The organism is Flavobacterium sp. ZE23DGlu08 (assembly GCF_030505335.1).
Lineage (GTDB): Bacteria > Bacteroidota > Bacteroidia > Flavobacteriales > Flavobacteriaceae > Flavobacterium > Flavobacterium algoritolerans.
The window spans coordinates 1903511-1922996 of sequence record NZ_CP130045.1; the positions used below are offsets into that span (position 1 = coordinate 1903511).

17 protein-coding genes are annotated in these 19486 nt (G+C 36.3%); 10 read left to right on the forward strand and 7 right to left on the reverse strand.

Annotated elements, in window-relative coordinates; all coding sequences use genetic code 11:
- Positions 1–21: 21 nt before the first annotated feature.
- The 10 genes from Q1W72_RS08295 (at position 22) to Q1W72_RS08340 (ending at position 13409) form a co-directional block, all read left to right on the forward strand.
- Positions 22–1188, forward strand: a complete 1167-nt coding sequence (locus Q1W72_RS08295) for a lycopene cyclase family protein (protein WP_233206851.1) — start codon at positions 22–24, stop codon at positions 1186–1188.
- A gap of 102 nt (positions 1189–1290) precedes the next feature.
- Positions 1291–1701, forward strand: coding sequence for a BrxA/BrxB family bacilliredoxin (locus Q1W72_RS08300; protein WP_091172289.1), 411 nt, complete (start codon positions 1291–1293; stop codon positions 1699–1701).
- Between the two features lie 141 nt (positions 1702–1842).
- A complete protein-coding gene (locus Q1W72_RS08305; protein ID WP_099713889.1) occupies positions 1843–3210 on the forward strand; it encodes a rhodanese-related sulfurtransferase in 1368 nt (455 codons plus the stop codon).
- 186 nt (positions 3211–3396) lie between these two features.
- A complete protein-coding gene (locus tag Q1W72_RS08310; RefSeq protein WP_099713890.1) occupies positions 3397–4662 on the forward strand; it encodes a regulatory iron-sulfur-containing complex subunit RicT in 1266 nt (421 codons plus the stop codon).
- Entirely contained in the window at positions 4646–5125 is a 480-nt protein-coding gene (locus tag Q1W72_RS08315; protein ID WP_099713891.1) for a gliding motility lipoprotein GldH, read from the forward strand. Before Q1W72_RS08310 ends, Q1W72_RS08315 begins: the two co-directional genes overlap by 17 nt.
- A 9-nt stretch (positions 5126–5134) precedes the next feature.
- Positions 5135–7444, forward strand: coding sequence for a penicillin-binding protein 1A (locus Q1W72_RS08320; protein ID WP_099713892.1), 2310 nt, complete (start codon positions 5135–5137; stop codon positions 7442–7444).
- Positions 7445–7635: 191 nt separating this feature from the next.
- Entirely contained in the window at positions 7636–8337 is a 702-nt protein-coding gene (locus tag Q1W72_RS08325; protein WP_099713893.1) for a CoA transferase subunit A, read from the forward strand.
- Between the two features lie 2 nt (positions 8338–8339).
- Complete coding sequence (locus Q1W72_RS08330; protein ID WP_099713894.1) at positions 8340–8999, forward strand: CoA transferase subunit B; 660 nt, start codon at positions 8340–8342, stop codon at positions 8997–8999.
- A gap of 222 nt (positions 9000–9221) precedes the next feature.
- The gene (locus Q1W72_RS08335) at positions 9222–11264 is read left to right on the forward strand and encodes a M4 family metallopeptidase (protein ID WP_158234585.1); all 2043 of its coding nucleotides are present in this window, start codon (positions 9222–9224) and stop codon (positions 11262–11264) included.
- Between the two features lie 258 nt (positions 11265–11522).
- Positions 11523–13409 carry an IS1634 family transposase gene (locus tag Q1W72_RS08340; protein ID WP_302134830.1) on the forward strand — a complete coding sequence of 629 codons (1887 nt, stop codon included), beginning with the start codon at positions 11523–11525 and terminating at the stop codon, positions 13407–13409.
- 29 nt (positions 13410–13438) lie between these two features.
- Here Q1W72_RS08340 and Q1W72_RS08345 read toward each other — a convergent pair whose 3' ends face one another.
- From Q1W72_RS08345 to hemF, 7 genes are all read right to left on the reverse strand, one after another.
- Positions 13439–14878: a nucleoside recognition domain-containing protein gene (locus tag Q1W72_RS08345; protein WP_099713895.1), complete on the reverse strand. Its 1440-nt coding sequence runs from the start codon at positions 14876–14878 to the stop codon at positions 13439–13441.
- A gap of 55 nt (positions 14879–14933) precedes the next feature.
- Positions 14934–15647 (reverse strand): 3'-5' exonuclease, encoded by a 714-nt coding sequence (locus Q1W72_RS08350; RefSeq protein WP_099713896.1) that lies wholly within the window; start codon positions 15645–15647, stop codon positions 14934–14936.
- Positions 15648–15811: 164 nt separating this feature from the next.
- Positions 15812–16282, reverse strand: coding sequence for a methylated-DNA--[protein]-cysteine S-methyltransferase (locus tag Q1W72_RS08355; protein ID WP_099713897.1), 471 nt, complete (start codon positions 16280–16282; stop codon positions 15812–15814).
- Positions 16283–16532: 250 nt separating this feature from the next.
- Positions 16533–16919 (reverse strand): c-type cytochrome, encoded by a 387-nt coding sequence (locus Q1W72_RS08360; protein ID WP_099713898.1) that lies wholly within the window; start codon positions 16917–16919, stop codon positions 16533–16535.
- A 37-nt stretch (positions 16920–16956) separates the two neighbouring features.
- Entirely contained in the window at positions 16957–17466 is a 510-nt protein-coding gene (locus tag Q1W72_RS08365; protein ID WP_099713899.1) for a DinB family protein, read from the reverse strand.
- 2 nt (positions 17467–17468) lie between these two features.
- Positions 17469–18461 carry a porphobilinogen synthase gene (gene hemB / locus Q1W72_RS08370; protein ID WP_099713900.1) on the reverse strand — a complete coding sequence of 331 codons (993 nt, stop codon included), beginning with the start codon at positions 18459–18461 and terminating at the stop codon, positions 17469–17471.
- Positions 18462–18541: 80 nt separating this feature from the next.
- Positions 18542–19456 (reverse strand): oxygen-dependent coproporphyrinogen oxidase, encoded by a 915-nt coding sequence (gene hemF / locus Q1W72_RS08375; protein ID WP_099713901.1) that lies wholly within the window; start codon positions 19454–19456, stop codon positions 18542–18544.
- Positions 19457–19486: the final 30 nt, after the last annotated feature.

A 19486-nucleotide genomic window follows, 5' to 3' on the forward strand; every position in this document is an offset into this window, starting at 1 on the left:
AATTGTCTATTTTTGGGGGAAATGTCAAATTCTCAAATGAAACACTACGATTATATTTTTACCGGCGCAGGATTATCGGCTTTGATGACCGTGTACAAAATGGTGCAATCCGGAAAATTTAAGAATACAAGTATTTTGTTATTGGATGAAAATACTAAAAAAACCAACGACAGAACGTGGTGTTTTTGGAAAACCAACGATTCGGTTTGGGAAAAATCTATTTCCAAGAAATGGGACTCGGCTTTGTTTGCCAATGAAAACTTTCGCAGGGATTTAGACTTGCAACCGTACGACTACAATATGGTGAAAGGACTGGATTTTTACACTCAAGTATTTGATTTGCTTTCGAAACAAGAAAATATCACTTTCCTTCCCCACAAAGTATTGGAAATTGAAGAATCCGAAACTATAATTTTGGTACAAACCGAAAGTGAATCCTTTTCCTGCTCGAAATTATTCAACAGTATTTACAACAATCACAAAGCAGAAAGTCAGGCGAAATATCCTGTTTTACAACAGCATTTTATTGGTTGGTTTATCAGAAGCGAGCAGCCTGTTTTCAATTCCGAGCAAGCAACTTTCATGGATTTTTCGGTGGAACAAAAAGGAAACACCCGTTTTATGTATGTGTTACCCACATCAAAAACTGAAGCTTTACTGGAATACACTTTGTTCTCGCACCAGCATTTAAAAACTGAGGAATACGAAAACGAAATCCAGCAATACATCGAAAAACTTGGAATTACGAACTATGAAATCGTCGAAAAAGAGCAAGGCAGTATTCCTATGACGTGTTATCCTTTTTGGAAATCGAATACTAAAAACGTACTAAACATAGGGACTTCCGGTGGTTGGACGAAAGCCAGTACGGGTTATACTTTCAAAAATTCTGATAAAAAATCAAGTGAATTAGTTGCGTTTCTGCAAAGGGAAACCGACTTCACCAAATTTCATAAAAGAACCAAATTCTGGTTTTACGATTTGCTTTTGTTAGACATTTTGGATCGAAAAAACGAATTGGGTTCCCACATTTTTTCTTCGATGTTCAAAAAAGGAAATCCAAGTTTGATTTTTAAATTCTTAGACGAGGAAACCTCTTTTATTGAAGACATTCAGGTGATTTTAAAATGTCCAAAAATGCTATTTATTAAAGCCCTGTTTCATGTTGGTTTCAAAACAATGAAATAACAATCAAACTATAACAAAACTTTATAATTGAACTCCAATTCTTGATTGTAAACTTTGTAACTTTGCAACTAGAATTTATTATTGATTTAAAATAAAAAAGATATGTATCCAGAAGAAATGGTAAAACCAATGCAAGCGGAATTAACAGCTGCAGGTTTTCAAGATTTACATAGTGCTGAAGCGGTAGAAAACGCAATGAAATTAGAAGGAACAACGCTTGTAGTTGTAAATTCGGTTTGTGGTTGTGCTGCTAGAAATGCACGTCCGGGAGCAAAAATGAGTTTAGATGGCGCTAAAAAACCAGACCATTTAATCACTGTTTTTGCAGGAGTTGACAAAGATGCAGTTGATGCTGCAAGACAACACATGTTCCCTTTTCCTCCATCATCACCAAGTATGGCTTTGTTCAAAAACGGAGAATTAGTGCACATGCTAGAGCGTCACCACATTGAAGGTCGCCCAGCAGAACTAATTGCTGAAAACTTAAAAGACGCTTTCAACGAGTATTGCTAAAATTTACATTTTAGAATGTATTAACCCTTTCAGAGTTTAGAATTCTGAAAGGGTTTTTTTATGTATAAACTTTGTGAACATTGTGGTTAAATTATTTACTTTTGCAAAAAATATATTTCTCAACTTAAAACTGTTTATAGCATGCAACTGTATAACACATTAAGCGCAGAGGAAAGAGCCATCATGATTGATGATGCCGGAAAACAACGTCTTACGCTGTCTTTCTATGCTTATGCGCAAATCTCAAATCCAACACAATTTCGTAACGAATTATTTCTGGCATGGAACTCTCTTGAAGTTCTGGGCAGAATTTATGTCGCCAGTGAGGGAATTAACGCCCAATTATCATTGCCTGCCGATAATTTCTATGCGTTCAAAGATTCGATTGAAGTCTATGATTTCATGAAAGGAATCCGTTTGAATATTGCCGTAGAACAAGACGATCACTCGTTCCTGAAACTGACGGTAAAAGTGCGCGACAAGATTGTGGCTGATGGTTTGGTTGATGAGACTTTTGATGTGACGAATATTGGAATTCACCTAAAAGCCAAGGAATTCAATGAACTTTTGGAAGATCCAAACACCATTGTGGTCGATATGCGAAATCATTACGAAAGTGAAATTGGACATTTTACCAAAGCCATAAAACCAGATGTTGATACTTTTCGAGAATCATTACCCATTATCGAAGAGCAACTTTCTGAACACAAACAAGACAAAAAACTATTGATGTATTGCACCGGAGGAATTCGTTGCGAGAAAGCCAGTGCTTATTTCAAACACAAAGGTTTTGAAAACGTGTACCAACTGGAAGGCGGAATTATTGAATACACGCGTCAGGTAAAAGCCGAAGGATTAGAAAGTAAATTCATTGGAAAAAACTTTGTATTTGATCACCGCTTGGGCGAAAGAATCACGGACGATATTGTTTCCCAATGCCATCAATGTGGCGAACCTTGTGACGTGCATACGAATTGCGTGAACGAAGGCTGTCATTTACTTTTTATCCAATGTGACTCTTGCAAGGAAAAAATGGAAGGTTGCTGTTCTGCTGAATGTGTAACTGTCATTCACATGCCGGAAGAAGAACAAAAAGCCATTCGAAGAGGAATTAAAAACGGAAATAAGATTTTCAAAAAAGGAAAATCAGACGTTTTGACTTTCAAAAACAACGAAGAAACGCACGGTGTTTTTGTTGCAGAAAAACCATCCCGAAGCGCCGGGACTGCCATCAAAAAAGAACCTAAAGTTAAGAAAGTCTATATCGGAAAAGGAACGCATTTTTTTCCAAAACCAAGTATTGGTCAGTTTTTAATTGAAGAAAACGAAATCAAAATTGGCGATACCATTTTAATAAAAGGTTCCACAACTGGAGAACAAAAAGTAGTAATCGAAGAAATGCTTGTTAACGATTTAGCACAAGAAAAAGCAGTTTCTGGAGACACTTGTACATTCAAATTGCCATTCCGAATCCGATTATCTGATAAACTATACAAAATTATAGATTAAATATTTAGGATAAAATCCTATGAAATTAACCCATTACAATTTGATTTGTAATGGGTTTTTTTATTAAAAATTTATGATTTATTGGCGCAAATAGGCATTGTTCCATAAAATTAAAAAATACTATCTTTACACATTAAACGTTTTAAGAACTTAAGTTGTGCTCGTCGCAACACTACATATAAGATTATGGCATGTACAAGTTGTTCAACTTCTGATGGTGGCGCACCTAAGGGTTGTAAAAATAATGGGACTTGCGGCACCGATAGCTGCAATAAATTAACGGTATTCGATTGGCTTTCTAATATGAGTTTGCCTAATGGCGACGCACCTTTTGACTGTGTTGAAGTACGTTTCAAAAATGGAAGAAAAGAATTTTACCGCAATACCGAGAAATTAACGTTAAGCATTGGCGATATCGTTGCTACTGTTGCTTCTCCGGGTCATGATATAGGAATTGTTACTTTGACTGGAGAATTGGTTAAAATTCAAATGAAGAAAAAAGGAGCGAATTACTTGGGTAATGAAATTCCAAAAATTTATAGAAAAGCCTCCCAAAAAGACATTGATATTTGGTCTACTGCAAGAGATCGTGAAGAGCCAATGAAGGTTCGCGCACGTGAACTGGCGATTGCTCAAAAACTGGAAATGAAAATTTCGGATATTGAATTTCAAGGGGACGGATCAAAAGCTACATTTTATTATACGGCAAATGACCGTATCGACTTTCGTGCGTTGATTAAAGATTTCGCTAAAGAATTCAGTACTCGTATCGAGATGAAACAAGTAGGTTTCCGTCAGGAAGCAGCTCGTTTAGGCGGAATTGGTTCTTGCGGAAGAGAATTGTGTTGTTCTACTTGGTTGACAGATTTTAGAAGTGTAAACACCTCAGCGGCACGTTACCAACAACTGTCTTTGAATCCACAAAAACTGGCTGGACAATGCGGAAAATTGAAATGCTGCTTGAACTATGAGTTAGATACGTACATGGATGCGTTGAAAGATTTTCCGGATTTCGAAACAAAATTGGTGACTGAAAAAGGAGATGCCATTTGCCAGAAACAAGATATTTTCAAAGGATTGATGTGGTTTGCGTACACCAATAATTTTGCTAATTGGCATGTGCTGAAAATTGAACAAGTCAAAGAAATTGTTGCCGAAAACAAACTAAAAAACAAAGTTTCTTCGTTAGAAGATTATGCTATCGAGATTGTTGCTGAACCGGAGAAAAACTTCAATAATGCAATGGGTCAAGAAAGTTTGACTCGTTTTGATCAGCCAAAACCAAAGAAAAAACAGCATAAAAAACGCAAACCGGCCGGTGAAAATGCAATTGTAGCAAATAACAACAAGCCCGCAAACAATAACAATAATAACCGTCAGAATCCAAATGACAAAAAGCCTGCGGAACCAAGAAAACCTATAATTATTACTAAAAATGTGGATAAAAAATAGCGCTTTACTTCTTTTAGTGGTGATTCTCTTTTCTTCATGTGATAAAAAAAGAGTTTTTGATGAATATAAATCTGTTGGCAGTGCGTGGCACAAAGACAGCATTGTAACGTTCAATTTACCGGAATTAGACTCAACAAAACGATACAATTTATTTGTGAATTTGAGAGCCAATAACAATTATCAATACAATAATCTGTTTTTAATTGTGGCATTGGAATTGCCAAATGGTTTTACAAAAGTAGACACACTTGAATACCAAATGGCAGATCCGGACGGAACATTATTAGGTGATGGTTTTTCGGATATAAAAGAAAGCAAACTCTTTTACAAGGAAAATGTGCGGTTCAAATCAAAATACAAAGTCTACATCAAACAAGCTGTTAGAGAAAACGGCAAAGTTCCTGGCGTAACAGCTTTAGACGGAATTACAGAGGTAGGTTTTAGAATAGAAAAAAAAGAATAAAATAGTATTATGGCTATCAAAAAAAATAACAATCAGACAAAAAACATTGATAAGGACGTCACTTACTACAAAAAGAAATTTTGGAAAATCTTCTTTTATGGAATGGGTGCTGTCGGTTTGTTTTTCTTATTTGCTTCATGGGGACTTTTCGGCTCGATGCCTTCTTTTGAAGATTTAGAAAATCCAGATTCTAACTTAGCTACCGAAATCATATCGGCTGACGGAGTGGTTTTGGGTAAGTATTTCGAAAAAAACAGGTCTCAATTACGCTATTCAGACTTACCAAAAAACCTCGTACAAGCATTAATCGCCACTGAAGACGCCCGTTTTTATGAGCATTCAGGTATTGATGGAAGAGGAACTTTAAGAGCTATTTCCAGTTTAGGAACCAGCGGTGGTGCAAGTACATTGACACAGCAATTAGCCAAACAATTATTTCACGGAGAAGGATCTAAATTCCTGCCTTTTAGAATTGTACAAAAAATAAAAGAATGGATTATCGCTATTCGATTAGAAAGACAATACACTAAAAATGAAATCATTGCCATGTATTGTAATGTGTATGATTTTGGAAATAATTCTGTTGGAGTAAGTTCAGCGGCAAAAACCTATTTCTCCAAAGAGCCAAAGGATTTAACCATCAGTGAATCGGCAATATTAGTTGGGATGTTTAAAAATTCCGGTTTATACAATCCTATCAGAAACCCGCAAGGGGTAAAAAACCGTAGAAATGTGGTGCTTTTGCAAATGGAAAAAGGAAAAATCATTTCAAAAGAAGAGAAGGAAAGACTTCAAAGTTTACCGATCAAATTAAATTTCAAATTAGAAACTCATAAAGACGGAACGGCAACTTATTTTAGAGAATATCTTCGCGATTACATGAAGAAATGGGCCGAGGAAAATAAAAAACCGGATGGTTCTGATTATGACATCTACAAAGACGGTCTGAAAATTTATACCACGATTGATTCCAGAATGCAATTGCATGCTGAAGAAGCGGTTACTGCTCACATGGCAAACCTTCAAGAAGAGTTTTTCAATCAGTCCAAGGATAATAAAAACGCTCCTTTTGTTAATATTTCTTCGGTAGAAACACAACGAATTTTGAATCAAGCAATGAAATCATCTAACCGATGGGCTGTGATGAAATCAATGGATAAAAGCGATGAAGAAATTATAAAATCGTTCAGCGAAAAAGCAAAAATGACTGTCTTTTCTTGGAAAGGAGAAAAAGATACGATCATGACGCCATTGGATTCTATCCGTTATTACAAACACTTTTTACAATCCGGATTGATGGCAATGGAACCACAAACCGGTAATATAAAAGCTTGGGTTGGTGGTATCAACTACAAATATTTTCAATACGATCACGTAGGGCAAGGCGCCAGACAAGTAGGTTCTACTTTCAAACCATTTGTTTATGCCACTGCTATTGAGCAATTGAACATGTCTCCTTGTGACTCGATTGTTGATGGACCATTCGTAATCAGAAAAGGACGCCATCATGTTACCGAAGATTGGGAACCTAAAAACTCCGACAATAAATACCGCGGGATGGTTACCTTAAAAAGAGGTTTAGCGAATTCCATAAATACAGTATCAGCAAAATTAATTGACAAAGTTGGTCCGGAAGCAGTAATCGATTTAACCCATAAATTAGGGGTGAAATCCGAAATTGTAAACCAACCTTCCATTGCCTTAGGAGCAGTTGAAATTACAGTTGAAGACATGGTTGCCGCTTACAGCACTTTTGCCAATCAAGGCGTTTATATGAAACCTCAATTTATATCTAAAATTGAAGATAAAAGTGGCGTTATCATCTACGAACCAATACCTGAATCGCATGATGTTTTAAACAAAGACATCGCTTATGCAGTTATCAAATTACTGGAAGGTGTAACCGAAGGTGGTTCTGGAGACCGTTTGCGCACCACTGGCGGTGGTAATGGAGACAACCGCTGGACGGGTTATCCGTATTCGTTTAGAAACCCTATTGCAGGAAAAACAGGTACTACTCAAAACCAATCCGATGGTTGGTTCATGGGAATGGTTCCTAATCTTGTAACTGGAGTTTGGGTAGGTTGTGAGGATCGTTCGGCACGTTTCAAAAGCATCACTTATGGTCAGGGAGCCACAGCCGCATTGCCGGTTTGGGGTTATTTCATGAAACTTTGTTATGCTGATCCTGCTCTTAAAGTTTCTAAGGAAGGCTTTGAAAGACCTGCAAATCTTTCTATAAAAGTAGACTGTTACGTTCCTAAAAAGGTAATAGACACGACGGCCGTAGAACAAGATACCGAAGAATTTGAATTGTAAAATTTTCATCTGGAGCTAATCCAGCTAACCGCTATATCTTTCTGGTCCTGAAAAAAAATCAGGACCAGAAAGGATGTCGCTTTTATCTGGGCTAGGGCTTTGGTTCTCAAAATTAAATTCTGTTGTTCTTAGTATTGTAAACAGATTTGATTCTTCTTTAAATAAAATTCGACAAATAGCAACTCATTTTTATGATTAACAAAAAAGTAAACAACGTTCAGGATGCCCTTCAAGGAATTGAAAACGGGATGACTATTATGCTTGGCGGTTTCGGATTATGTGGTATCCCAGAAAATTCCATCGCCGAATTAGTAAAAAAAGAAACTACGGATTTAACTTGTATTTCAAACAATGCAGGTGTTGATGATTTTGGTCTTGGATTGCTTTTGCAAAAGCGTCAAATCAAAAAAATGATCTCTTCTTACGTAGGTGAAAATGTTGAATTTGAACGCCAAATGCTTTCTGGAGAACTTGAAGTGGATCTTATTCCTCAAGGAACTTTAGCAGAACGTTGTCGTGCGGCACAAGCAGGAATTCCTGCTTTTTTCACACCAGCCGGTTATGGAACTGAAGTAGCTGAAGGGAAGGAAGTTCGCGAATTCAATGGAAAAATGCATGTTATGGAACACGCTTTCAAAGCTGATTTTGCCATCGTAAAAGCGTGGAAAGGTGACGAAGCCGGAAACTTAATTTTCAAAGGAACCGCAAGAAACTTCAACCCTTGTATGGCTGGAGCGGCAAAAATAACCATCGCCGAAGTAGAAGAATTATTGCCTGCAGGAAGTTTAGATCCAAATGAAATTCATATTCCAGGTATACTTGTAAATAGAATTTTTCAAGGTGGGAAATATGAAAAAAGAATTGAACAAAGAACCGTGAGAAAAATTTTCTAATTATGGCTTTAGATAAAAATCAAATCGCAAAACGCATTGCAAAAGAGTTAAAACACAACTATTACGTGAATCTCGGAATCGGAATTCCAACATTAGTGGCTAATTATATCCCCGAAGGAATTGACGTTGAATTTCAAAGTGAAAACGGAATTCTAGGTATGGGTCCATTTCCTTTTGAAGGCGATGAAGATGCTGATTTAATCAACGCAGGAAAACAAACCATCACTACTTTGCCCGGAGCAAGTTTCTTTGACTCCGCATTCAGTTTTGGAATGATTCGTGGACAACATGTTGACTTAACAATCCTTGGCGCTATGGAAGTTGCCGAAAACGGTGATATTGCCAACTGGAAAATCCCAGGTAAAATGGTCAAAGGAATGGGTGGCGCAATGGATTTAGTGGCTTCTGCCGAGAATATTATTGTAGCCATGATGCATGTAAACAAAGCTGGAGAATCTAAAATACTTAAAAAATGTACCTTGCCATTAACGGGTGTAGGTTGCGTTAAAAAAGTGGTTACTGAACTGGCCGTAATGGAAATAACACCGCAAGGTTTCAAACTATTGGAGCGCGCACCTGGTGTAACCGTAGAACATATCGTCGCTTCTACTGAAGCTGATTTAATTATTGAAGGTGAAATTCCGGAAATGATTATCGACTAACATTTTCGGTTCAAAATCGACTATAGAAAATGCATCCTATAAAGGGATGCATTTTTTTTTGACATTAATTTTACATTTTCTTGCCTCTTATAAAAACATCTATTTTGACAGGTTTTATATTTCACAACAAATAAAAATCAATTAATTTAACATAAAACTAACATTATATTGTTTTTTTGTTAAATTTGATTCATTGTTTAACTAACCAAAACACCCTATTAAATGAAAACAAAATTACTTGGAAAAATTGCGCTTTTTGCCTCCGTTTCTTTTTTTGCTTTAGAAACAAATGCTCAAGACGCAACTAAAAATGTAAAAGAAAAATTTACTGACGAAAGAGGAAAACCTTCACTAATTGTTTTTAACGAAAAGTCAACGTACAAAAACACCGATTCTGAAAAGGCATTCAGAGAGCAATTAGAATTAAAAGACAATTCCAGTTTCGCAAAAACTAAATCAGAAACTGACAAACTAGGGTTTTCTCATGAAAAATTTCAATTGTTTCACCAAGGAATAAAAGTTGAATTCTCTACGTACACCTTGCACTCAAAATCTGGAAAATTAGAATCCATGAGCGGAGAGTTTTATCAATTAGAAAACGTAAACACGCGTCCGGTTTTATCAAAACAACAAGCTTTAAACAGTGCTTTAAAACAAATTGGAGCAGCTACCTACCTTTGGGAATCTCCAGCAGAAGCAAAGATTAATGACTATCAAAAACCTACTGGCGAATTAGTCTTACTTCCTCTTTTGGATGAAGATTCTAAAGGTAAAAAAATAGAACAAATTCGCTTAGCTTACAAATTTGACATTTATGCCACAAATCCGATAAGCCGCGGTGACGTCTATATTGATGCAATAACTGGTACTACTTTATTTTACAATGCAACCATCAAACATCTGGATGAATTTAGCAATGGTGGAAAGCATAATTCCGTAAATAAAAAATCTGAAAACAATGCCGCAACGTCATTTGTAATTGCCAATGCTGACACTCGCTATAGTGGTTCCCAATCAATCCAAACAACATTGAGCGGAGCATCATACATATTAGCAGATGCCACACGTGGTAATGGAGTTATGACCTACAATATGAAAAAAGGAACCAGCTATACGGCAGCCGTAAATTTTACAGATGTAGACAATAACTGGACGGCAGCTGAATTCAATAATGTAAACAAAGATAATGGAGCGTTAGACGCACATTGGGGAGCTGAAAAGACGTATGACTATTTTTCGGCTGTTCACGGAAGAAACAGTTATAATAATGCTGGAGCAGCCATAAAAAGCTATGTTCATTACAGTAGCAATTATAACAATGCTTATTGGAACGGAAGTGTAATGACGTATGGTGACGGTTCTGGAACAGGTGGTTTTGACATCTTAACCTCAATAGATGTAGCCGGACACGAAATAGGACATGCAGTTTGTACGAACACTGCAAACTTAGCATACCAACAAGAATCTGGTGCAATGAATGAAGCATTCTCTGATATTTGGGGAGCTTGTATCGAATATTATGCTGCACCAAACAAACAACTTTGGTTAATTGGAGAAGACATCGAAAGAAGATCAGGACATTTAGCTTTACGTTCTATGAGCAATCCTAAAAGTGAAGGACAACCGGATACTTATGGCGGAACAAATTGGATCAGCCAAACAAAATGTAGACCAAGTTCTAGAAATGACTATTGTGGCGTTCACACAAACAGCGGAGTTTTAAACCATTGGTTTTATATCCTGACTCAAGGTAAAACTGGAACAAACGACAAAGGAAGCTCGTATAGCATTACGGGCATTGGAATTGATAAAGCGGCTAAAATTACGTATCGTTTAGAAAGCGTTTATTTGTCTGCTAACTCAACCTATGCAAATGCACGAACATTCGGAATACAAGCTGCAACTGACCTTTATGGAGCAGGTTCTCCTGAGGTGATAGCGACTACAAATGCATTTTATGCAGTAGGTGTTGGAGCTGCTTATTCAGGATCAACTGCTAAAACCAGCGCTGCTAAAGTTGCGAGTACCGAAACTACAAATGAAGCGTTTGTATTGTATCCAAATCCGGCAACTGACGTTTTAAGCATTTCAATCAAAGAAAACAAAAGTGGTTCTTATAAAATCTATAACTCTTTTGGATTTGAACTTCAAAACGGAAAAACATCAGGTGGAGAAATTAATGTAAGCACACTGACTAAAGGAATTTATTTCTTCGAATTGAACAATGGTCAAGAAACCATCGTAAAAACATTCATCAAGAAGTAATCCTTCCAGATTAAGTCTAAAAAAAAGCCTCACAATGTTGTGAGGCTTTTTTATTTTATATCTTAACCCAACTTGCAGGGTTGAATGACGATAAAAGTTAATTAATTGTTAATTACATCATTTTAACAATCATTTCTGTAAGTTTTTATTTAAAAATTGGTATTTTTTGTATTCAAAACAGGTGTTTTTTAGGTAAATTCCGTTTTGTAGTCCCCAGCAAATCTTGTCTTTAATGGGGATATTTCCGATTTTTACTAAATGTATTTCAAATCTACTTTTCGTCGAAATCCTGAAACAGGCAAAATGGAATCCTACTACCGATTGGTAGAGAGTTTTCGTGATCAAAACGATATTGTTAGAAACAGAACTATTGTAACTGCTGGATTTATAGACCATTTAACGGCTGAGGAATTGAATTATATCCAGAAAAAATTGACTGAAAAACTCAATGGAAAAAACAGCTTGTTTGAAGATGATTTTCAAGAACATCTTTGGGAGTATATTGATGAATTGTATTCCAAAATACTAAAATCAAACAAAATAGATAATTCTCATTCTTCCCAAAAAGACATTCACAGTGTAGATTTGAACACACTAAAACACACTGAAGCACGTGAACTAGGAGGTGAATGGATGAGTTTGCAAACATTGAAGCAACTAAAAATAGACCAGTTTTTATTGGATAAAAATTGGCCGGAAGAACAAGTTCAATTGGCACTCACTCAAATTATAAGCAGAGCCGTTTATCCCGCGAGCGAAAACAGAACCAGTAAATGGATAAAAGAAAATTCGGCTATTTGTGAATTAACCGCTTATCCTATCAAAAAAATAACAAAGGATAAATTATATCAATCTGCCTTAAATTTGTATCAAGTTAAAGATGAGATGGAAAAATATTTGTCTCAAAAGACCAATGAATTATTTGATATTGAAGATAAATTTTATTTGTATGACCTAACCAATACCTATTTTGAAGGTCAGAAAAAGAACAGTGATTTAGCTCAGTACGGACGTAGCAAGGAAAAGCGAACCGATGCCAAACTAGTTGTTTTGGCAGCTGTTGTAAATGTAGAAGGCTTTTTGAAATATTCCAATATCTACCAAGGGAATATGGCCGATTGCAAGACCTTGTCCGATATGATTGATAGCCTTCGTGAGGCTACGAGTGAGTCCACAAAAAAGGCTTTGGTGATTATGGATGCTGGTATTGCCACTGACGAAAACTTGAAATTGGTGACAGAAAAAGGATATGATTATTTATGTGTAAGCCGTACTAAACCCAAAAAATATGCCTTAAAAAATGAAATCCCTACAATAGTTTATGACAAAAAAAATCAGAAAATAGAGCTGAATGAAATTGAAGGTGAAGAACAAAATCAGTGTGTTTTCAAGGTGAAAAGCGACATGAAAGCAATGAAAGAACGTTCAATGAATCGCAAATTTAAAACCCTTTATGAAGACACATTAACCAAACTTGCCAATGGATTAGCCAAAAAATCGGGGATAAAAAAGCAAGAAATTATAAATCAAAAAATAGGGCGATTGCAACAAAAATATCCCTCAATAGCCAAGCATTACCAAATTGATTTATTGGTTGACCAAAAAACGAGCAAGGTAACTTCTATGAAATGGGAGGTCAAAGAAAGTCAAATAAATCAGAAAAAAGAACATGGCGTTTATTTTATAAAAACGTCTCTAAAAGAAAGGGATGAGCAAACAATTTGGAGAATATACAATTGCATACGAGAAATTGAAAGTACTTTTAGAACGTTAAAAACAGACTTGGATTTACGACCTATTTATCATCAGAACGATGAGTCAACTATGGCACATTTAAACCTTGGATTGTTAGCCTATTGGATCGTAAATACGATTAGATATCAACTAAAAGTAAAAAAAATAAATCACGATTGGCAAGAAATTATGAGAATTGCAAATACTCAAAAGTTAGTTACAACAGAGATAAAAGATGTACTTGAAAACACAATCGAAATTAAGAAATGTTCAGAGCCAAGCCCTAAACTAAAGGAAATTTACTTAGCCCTAAACTATAAAAAATGTCCCTTTACCAGGAAAAAATTTGTAGTCCCCAAATCTGAAATCCTAAAACAAGATTTCCTTTTTAAACAAAGGTTTACAAGCTAAAGTCTGCAAGTTGGGTTAAATTTTTCTTTTTAAAAAAACCAAGTCGCCACAAAAATTGCTGTAATCACACAAATTACATCTACTATAAGCATCGTTCCTAATGCATAGCGGGTGTTTTTAATGTTTACAGAGCCAAAATAAACGGCTATCACATAAAAAGTACTCTCGGCACTGCATTGAAAAATACTTGCCAATCTAGCCGTTAAGGAATCGGCACCAAAAGTATTCATAGAATCAATCAAAAATCCTCTTGATCCGGCAGAACTAAAAGGACGAAGCAACGCAACCGGTAAAGCATCTGTAATTTCCTTACTTACTCCCATATTTGAAAAAATGAAAGCAATCCAATCGCTAATAATTTCAAACAAACCACTATTTCTGAATAAAGAAATAGCTACCAGCATTCCCAATACATAAGGAAAAATAGTCACTCCGGTTTTCACACCATTATTAGCTCCCACTACAAAACTTTCAAAAACTGTAGTAGATGCTTCAGTAAATTTTTTCTCATGAATAAACGAAAAGATCAAGGTAAAGGCAATTATTCCGATTAATATTAAAGCAGAAAGATTAGAGGTGAAATAGTTTTTTCCAATTAAATCCAAATGATTTACATACATCAACAAACCTACAATGGCAGCTATTAATGTCATCAATACAATTACCAAAGAAGCACTTTTGAAATTGATTTTTTGTTTGATTCCAACAATTAAAAAGGCAGCAATTGTACCAATAAAAGAAGTGATAATACATGGCAACATCACATCAGCGGGATTACTCGCATTTGCAGCAGCACGATATCCTATAATAGAAGTAGCTATTAAAGTAAGACCTGATGCGTGCAAACACATGAACATAATTTGTGCATCACTTGCTTTGTCTTTCTCTGGATTTATTTCTTGTAAACTCTCCATGGCTTTTAAACCAAAAGGAGTTGCAGCAGAATCTAACCCCAGAAAATTAGCAGCAAAATTTAAGGTCATATACGAAATGGAAGGATGGTTTTTCGGAATGCTCGGAAACACTTTTACAAAAACGGGACTCAATGCTTTAGCTAATTTTCCAGAGGCTCCGGAAATGATTAAAAGCTCCATCAATCCACAGAAAAAAGCCAAATAAGCCATCAGCGGAAGGATTAATTCCAGTAAAGTACTTTTACACGTTGGCAATAAACCATCTGATTTTTGAACACCACTATATATTTTTACGGTTTTGTTCTTATAAACATAAGTTGTGTCAGCATTTAGCGTATCACGATTGATAATCATGGTTTGTTCAGGTGCTTTCTTGATGCTGTCTTTAATAAAGGCAGGAAGTTGCTCTGCGAATTTCTCCGAAACCAGAATTGGATCATCTTTCTTTCCGTTCAAAACGTGGTCAATGGTATAACTGTCTCCAGAAAACAAACTAAACACTACAAATACAATTGCTGAAATAAAAATGACCAACCAAAATCTACTCAATACCATAATTTATAATTTTTGTAAATGTAATAAATCAATTGCAATGACAATGACAGAATGCTTACACATGAATAATCTCGTCCTCAATTAACAATTCTTCCCTGCGTAATCTCAAGAAAATCTGTGCCACGGCAATGGTATCTTTCTCGCAATAGGTTACGATTCTATCAATATCCTTGTCTACATAAAACACATGCCCTACTTGACTGCCGTCGATGTCGCCTTTTGGAGAAGGGATTCCAAGGACTTTACACATCAATTTTAAAGAAGTAAAATGTTTGTAATCTCCAAATTTCCATAATTCCAAAGTGTCCAAATGCGGAATTTCCCATGGTTTTTTTCCAAATAAATTCAACTTGTTAGGAATGGCAATTTGATTGATAATCATGCGTCGGGCAAGGAATGGAATATCGAATTCCTTGGCATTGTGCCCACACAAAACATGTTGTGGCTGATTGAAATGATTGTTCAGCAAATTATTGAAATCGAGCAATATTTTCTTTTCTTCTCCAAAAAAAGAAGTCACCCTAAAATTCCGAATATCCCCTTTGATGGTAAAATAACCCACTGAAATACAAACAATTTTACCAAACTCGGCCCAAATTCCCGCACGGTCATAGAAATCTTCAGGCGTGTATTCGTCTTTGCGCTGGTATTGGGTTTTGTGCTCCCAAAGGTCTTTCATTTCAGCATCTAATGCATTAAAATCTTCGGCTTCCGGAACGGTTTCTATATCGAGGAACAGAATGTTATTGAGGTTTATTTTTTCTATCATCAGCTAGATTGGTTAGATTTTTTGACTTCTTAGATTTTTAGATTAAATACAAAAACCTAAATTAGTAAACTTGATTGATTTTTTTGAATCTGAGACAATCTAAATTTCTAAAAATCAAAGAAATCTAATGTGTCTAACCTTCTAAAAATCTAAGAAGTCTATTTTTAAAAAAGACTTTGTTGTGTGGTTGGATTCTCATGTTCCAACAACCATTTTTTGCGCCATAAACCACCCGCATATCCTGTTAAGGAACCATCTGTACCAATGACCCTGTGACATGGAACGACAATCCAAAGCGGGTTTTTCCCATTAGCAGAAGCCACAGCTCGAATAGCTTTGACATCGCCCAGTTTTTTGGATAAATCCATATAGCTGCAGGTTTTCCCAAATGGAATTTCGAGCAATCCTTTCCAGACTTTTTGTTGGAATTCAGTACCTTTTGGATTCATTGCAAAGTCAAAATCGGTTCGTTTCCCTTCAAAATAATCGTTGAGTTGCGTAACGGCTTCTTGCACAACAGCAGGAATTGTAGTTGAAATTTCACCTTCATCCGAAACTGAAATTACAGATATTCCATTTTCATCACCAATGATTGTAGCGATTCCTAAAGGTGTTTTGATGTATGCTGTTTCCATATTTTAAAGATAAAAAAATTAACCACATTGTTTCTAAAGAAGCAAGAAAGTTCAGAAATAAATACGCTCAAACAGTTTTAGACATAAAAAAAAACCATTCGCAGAGACGAATGGTTCTTGTATTTTAGCCCCGATAGCAGCGACATCTCCCGATTTAGAAAAACAAGACTTTTTAGCCGTAGTTTTTATTTATCGGGAATACAGCGTAGAGCGGGATTAGCTCCAGATACTGAAACAAGTTCAGTATAAATTATTTCAAATTTGAATATACGTAAGCTTCTAAGGCTTTCAATTCGCCATCAGACATAGCTTTTGTAACGGCGAAGTTTGTTTTCATAACTTCATACTGGCTTGGGTCAACAATAGGCTCACCTTCACCTTTTAAAAACGTTACGATGCTTGCGTTTTTATCTTTATAAATCTTAGCAATATCCTGCAGACTTGGTCCTATCACTTTCTTGTCTACTTGATGACAGGCAACACAATTTCCTTTACCTTTGAAAATTTCTTCTCCTAATTCCTCTGGAGTTTGCGCAACTTCTTCGGTAGTGGTTGGGTATAAAGGTTCTTTTTTGACTTCTTCTTTTTTACAAGAAGCAAGGGCTAAAACGGCAAATAAAAACAACGTCTTTCTCATGTTAATTTCTTTAATTGTAAGTATCTAAATTGCAAAATTACCAACCAACATACTTGGGTGGTTGAATTCCATTCAGGTTCAAATATACTAAAATTTGCGCTCTGTGATGGGTAACATGATCTTGCATCAAGTTGAGTATTTGTAATTTTGATTTTGGGCCAGCAAAAAAATCTACTTTTTGCGACAGTTCAATATCATTAGTTTTTTGTACAAATGCCTTTGCTTTATCAAAAGAGGCTTTTATTTCTTGGATCATTTGCGCTTTTGAAAGTCCTTTTACCGCTTCTTTTTTCACATATTTCTCGCCCGAAAAATGCGTTGTGCCCAACCAATTCATGTTGTCTTGTATGTGAAATAATTGTTCTCTAAACGACATTTCACGTTCAGCAGGCTTGTAATCATATTTATCTTCCGGCATAGCTTCTGCAACGGCTACTAAATAATCTTTGGAATTATCCCATTTTTCGATGAAAGTGGAAACCACCTCAACTTGTGCAAAAATGTTATTGGACAGCAATAAAACCGCTATTATTAAATATTTTTTCATTTCTATTTATTTAAAAGTATTGCAGCTTCTTTAGCAAAATAAGTCGAAATTAAACTGGCTCCAGCCCGTTTGATACACATTAATTGTTCCATCATAATTTTATCGTGATCCAGCCAACCTCTTTCGGCTGCGGCCTTGATCATCGCATATTCTCCCGAAACATGGTATACCGTTACCGGAACATTTACGGCGTTTTTGACTTCGCGAACGATGTCTAAATACGCAATTCCGGGTTTTACCATAACCATATCAGCGCCTTCTTCCACGTCCCACAACGCTTCTTTGATGGCTTCGATACGATTCGCATAATCCATTTGATAGGTTTTCTTGTCTTTTGGAATTTCAATGGCATCAACAGGAGCGCTGTCTAACGCATCACGAAATGGTCCGTAAAATGCAGAAGCGTATTTAGCAGAATAACTCATGATGCCCACATTATGAAAACCAGCAGCGTCAAGACCTTCACGCAAACGCAACACGCGTCCGTCCATCATGTCCGATGGCGCTACAAAATCGGCACCCGCTTGCGCATGAGAAACAGCCATTTTCACCAAAGCTGCATTCGTCGAATCATTTTCTACATCTCCATTTGCAATGATTCCGTCATGTCCATAAATAGAATAGGGGTCTAAAGCTACATCAGGCATTACAATCATTTCCGGACAAGCGACTTTGATGGCACGAATGGCATTTTGCATTAATCCGTTTGGATTCCAAGCTTCTTTCCCTGTATTGTCTTTTAAATTTTCACTGACTTTTACATAAATATTCACCGCACGAATGCCTAAATCGAATAATTCATGGATTTCTTTTACCGTTAAATCAATCGAACGACGAAATATGCCTGGCATGGACGCAATTTCTACTTGATAATTTTCTCCCTCAGCAATAAACATAGGAAACATAAAATCCGCTGGACTTAAACTGGTTTCACGAACCAAACTTCTTATGGATTCGTTTGTTCTTAATCTTCTGCCTCTGTGTAATGGGAACATATATTTTCGTTTAAAGTTTCAGGTTTAAAAGTTTAAAGTTAAACCCATTTAAAATTTAAAATTCAGAATTTAAAATAAACCTAAAGCCAATCTCTTGGATTCTCTAATACGTTTATTAATTTTTCTTCTTCGCTTCCAGCTTCTGCATGATGGTCGTATACCCATTGCACATGTGGCGGCAAACTCATCAGAATACTTTCGATTCTTCCGTTGGTTTTTAGACCAAATAAAGTGCCTTTGTCATGCACCAAATTAAACTCCACATAACGACCACGACGAATTTCCTGCCACGTTCTTTGTTCTGGAGTATACAGTAAATCTTTTCTCTTTTCTACAATTGGAACATACGCTTGGAGGAAGCTATTCCCCACTTCTGAAACGAAATCAAACCAGTTTTGCATACTCATGTCATCGGTTGCTTTGCAATAATCGAAAAACAATCCGCCAATTCCGCGGGCTTCATTTCGGTGCGCATTCCAGAAATAGGCATCGCATTGTTTCTTGTATTTTGGATAAAACTCCGGATTATGTTTGTCGCAGGCGGTTTTACAGGTTTGATGAAAATGAATCGCATCTTCTTCAAACAGATAATACGGTGTTAAATCCTGCCCACCACCAAACCATTGTTGAATTACGTTTCCGTTCTCATCGTACATTTCGAAATAACGCCAGTTCGCATGAACGGTTGGTGTCATTGGGTTTTTTGGATGCAATACCAAACTCAGTCCGCAGGCAAAAAAATCAGCTTCACCTACATTGAACATCTTTTGCATGGCTTCGGGTAATTTCCCGTGTACTGCCGAAATATTAACGCCGCCTTTTTCGAAAACTCCCGACCCTTCGGGACCGTTTTCAATCACGCGGGTTCTTCCTCCTCCACCTTCCGGACGTTCCCAAAGGTCTTCACGGAATTTGGCTTGACCTTCAACTGCTTCCAATCCTTTACAGATTTGGTCTTGAAGGTTTTGTATGTAAGAATAAAATTGTTCTTTCATTATAAATTAGTTTTCAGTAATGATTTTCAG

What these genes read in the sequence shown, in the direction of transcription:
- Q1W72_RS08295 (WP_233206851.1), top strand. Translation starts at nt 22, where the DNA reads ATGTCAAATTCTCAAATGAAACACTACGATTATATTTTTACCGGCGCA.
- Q1W72_RS08320 (WP_099713892.1), top strand. Translation starts at nt 5,135, where the DNA reads ATGGCTATCAAAAAAAATAACAATCAGACAAAAAACATTGATAAGGAC.
- Q1W72_RS08360 (WP_099713898.1), bottom strand. Translation starts at nt 16,919, where the DNA reads ATGAGAAAGACGTTGTTTTTATTTGCCGTTTTAGCCCTTGCTTCTTGT.
- Q1W72_RS08305 (WP_099713889.1), top strand. Translation starts at nt 1,843, where the DNA reads ATGCAACTGTATAACACATTAAGCGCAGAGGAAAGAGCCATCATGATT.
- Q1W72_RS08325 (WP_099713893.1), top strand. Translation starts at nt 7,636, where the DNA reads ATGATTAACAAAAAAGTAAACAACGTTCAGGATGCCCTTCAAGGAATT.
- Q1W72_RS08350 (WP_099713896.1), bottom strand. Translation starts at nt 15,647, where the DNA reads ATGATAGAAAAAATAAACCTCAATAACATTCTGTTCCTCGATATAGAA.
- Q1W72_RS08335 (WP_158234585.1), top strand. Translation starts at nt 9,222, where the DNA reads ATGAAAACAAAATTACTTGGAAAAATTGCGCTTTTTGCCTCCGTTTCT.
- Q1W72_RS08300 (WP_091172289.1), top strand. Translation starts at nt 1,291, where the DNA reads ATGTATCCAGAAGAAATGGTAAAACCAATGCAAGCGGAATTAACAGCT.
- Q1W72_RS08310 (WP_099713890.1), top strand. Translation starts at nt 3,397, where the DNA reads ATGGCATGTACAAGTTGTTCAACTTCTGATGGTGGCGCACCTAAGGGT.
- Q1W72_RS08315 (WP_099713891.1), top strand. Translation starts at nt 4,646, where the DNA reads ATGTGGATAAAAAATAGCGCTTTACTTCTTTTAGTGGTGATTCTCTTT.
- Q1W72_RS08365 (WP_099713899.1), bottom strand. Translation starts at nt 17,466, where the DNA reads ATGAAAAAATATTTAATAATAGCGGTTTTATTGCTGTCCAATAACATT.
- hemF (WP_099713901.1), bottom strand. Translation starts at nt 19,456, where the DNA reads ATGAAAGAACAATTTTATTCTTACATACAAAACCTTCAAGACCAAATC.
- Q1W72_RS08345 (WP_099713895.1), bottom strand. Translation starts at nt 14,878, where the DNA reads ATGGTATTGAGTAGATTTTGGTTGGTCATTTTTATTTCAGCAATTGTA.
- Q1W72_RS08340 (WP_302134830.1), top strand. Translation starts at nt 11,523, where the DNA reads ATGTATTTCAAATCTACTTTTCGTCGAAATCCTGAAACAGGCAAAATG.
- Q1W72_RS08330 (WP_099713894.1), top strand. Translation starts at nt 8,340, where the DNA reads ATGGCTTTAGATAAAAATCAAATCGCAAAACGCATTGCAAAAGAGTTA.
- hemB (WP_099713900.1), bottom strand. Translation starts at nt 18,461, where the DNA reads ATGTTCCCATTACACAGAGGCAGAAGATTAAGAACAAACGAATCCATA.
- Q1W72_RS08355 (WP_099713897.1), bottom strand. Translation starts at nt 16,282, where the DNA reads ATGGAAACAGCATACATCAAAACACCTTTAGGAATCGCTACAATCATT.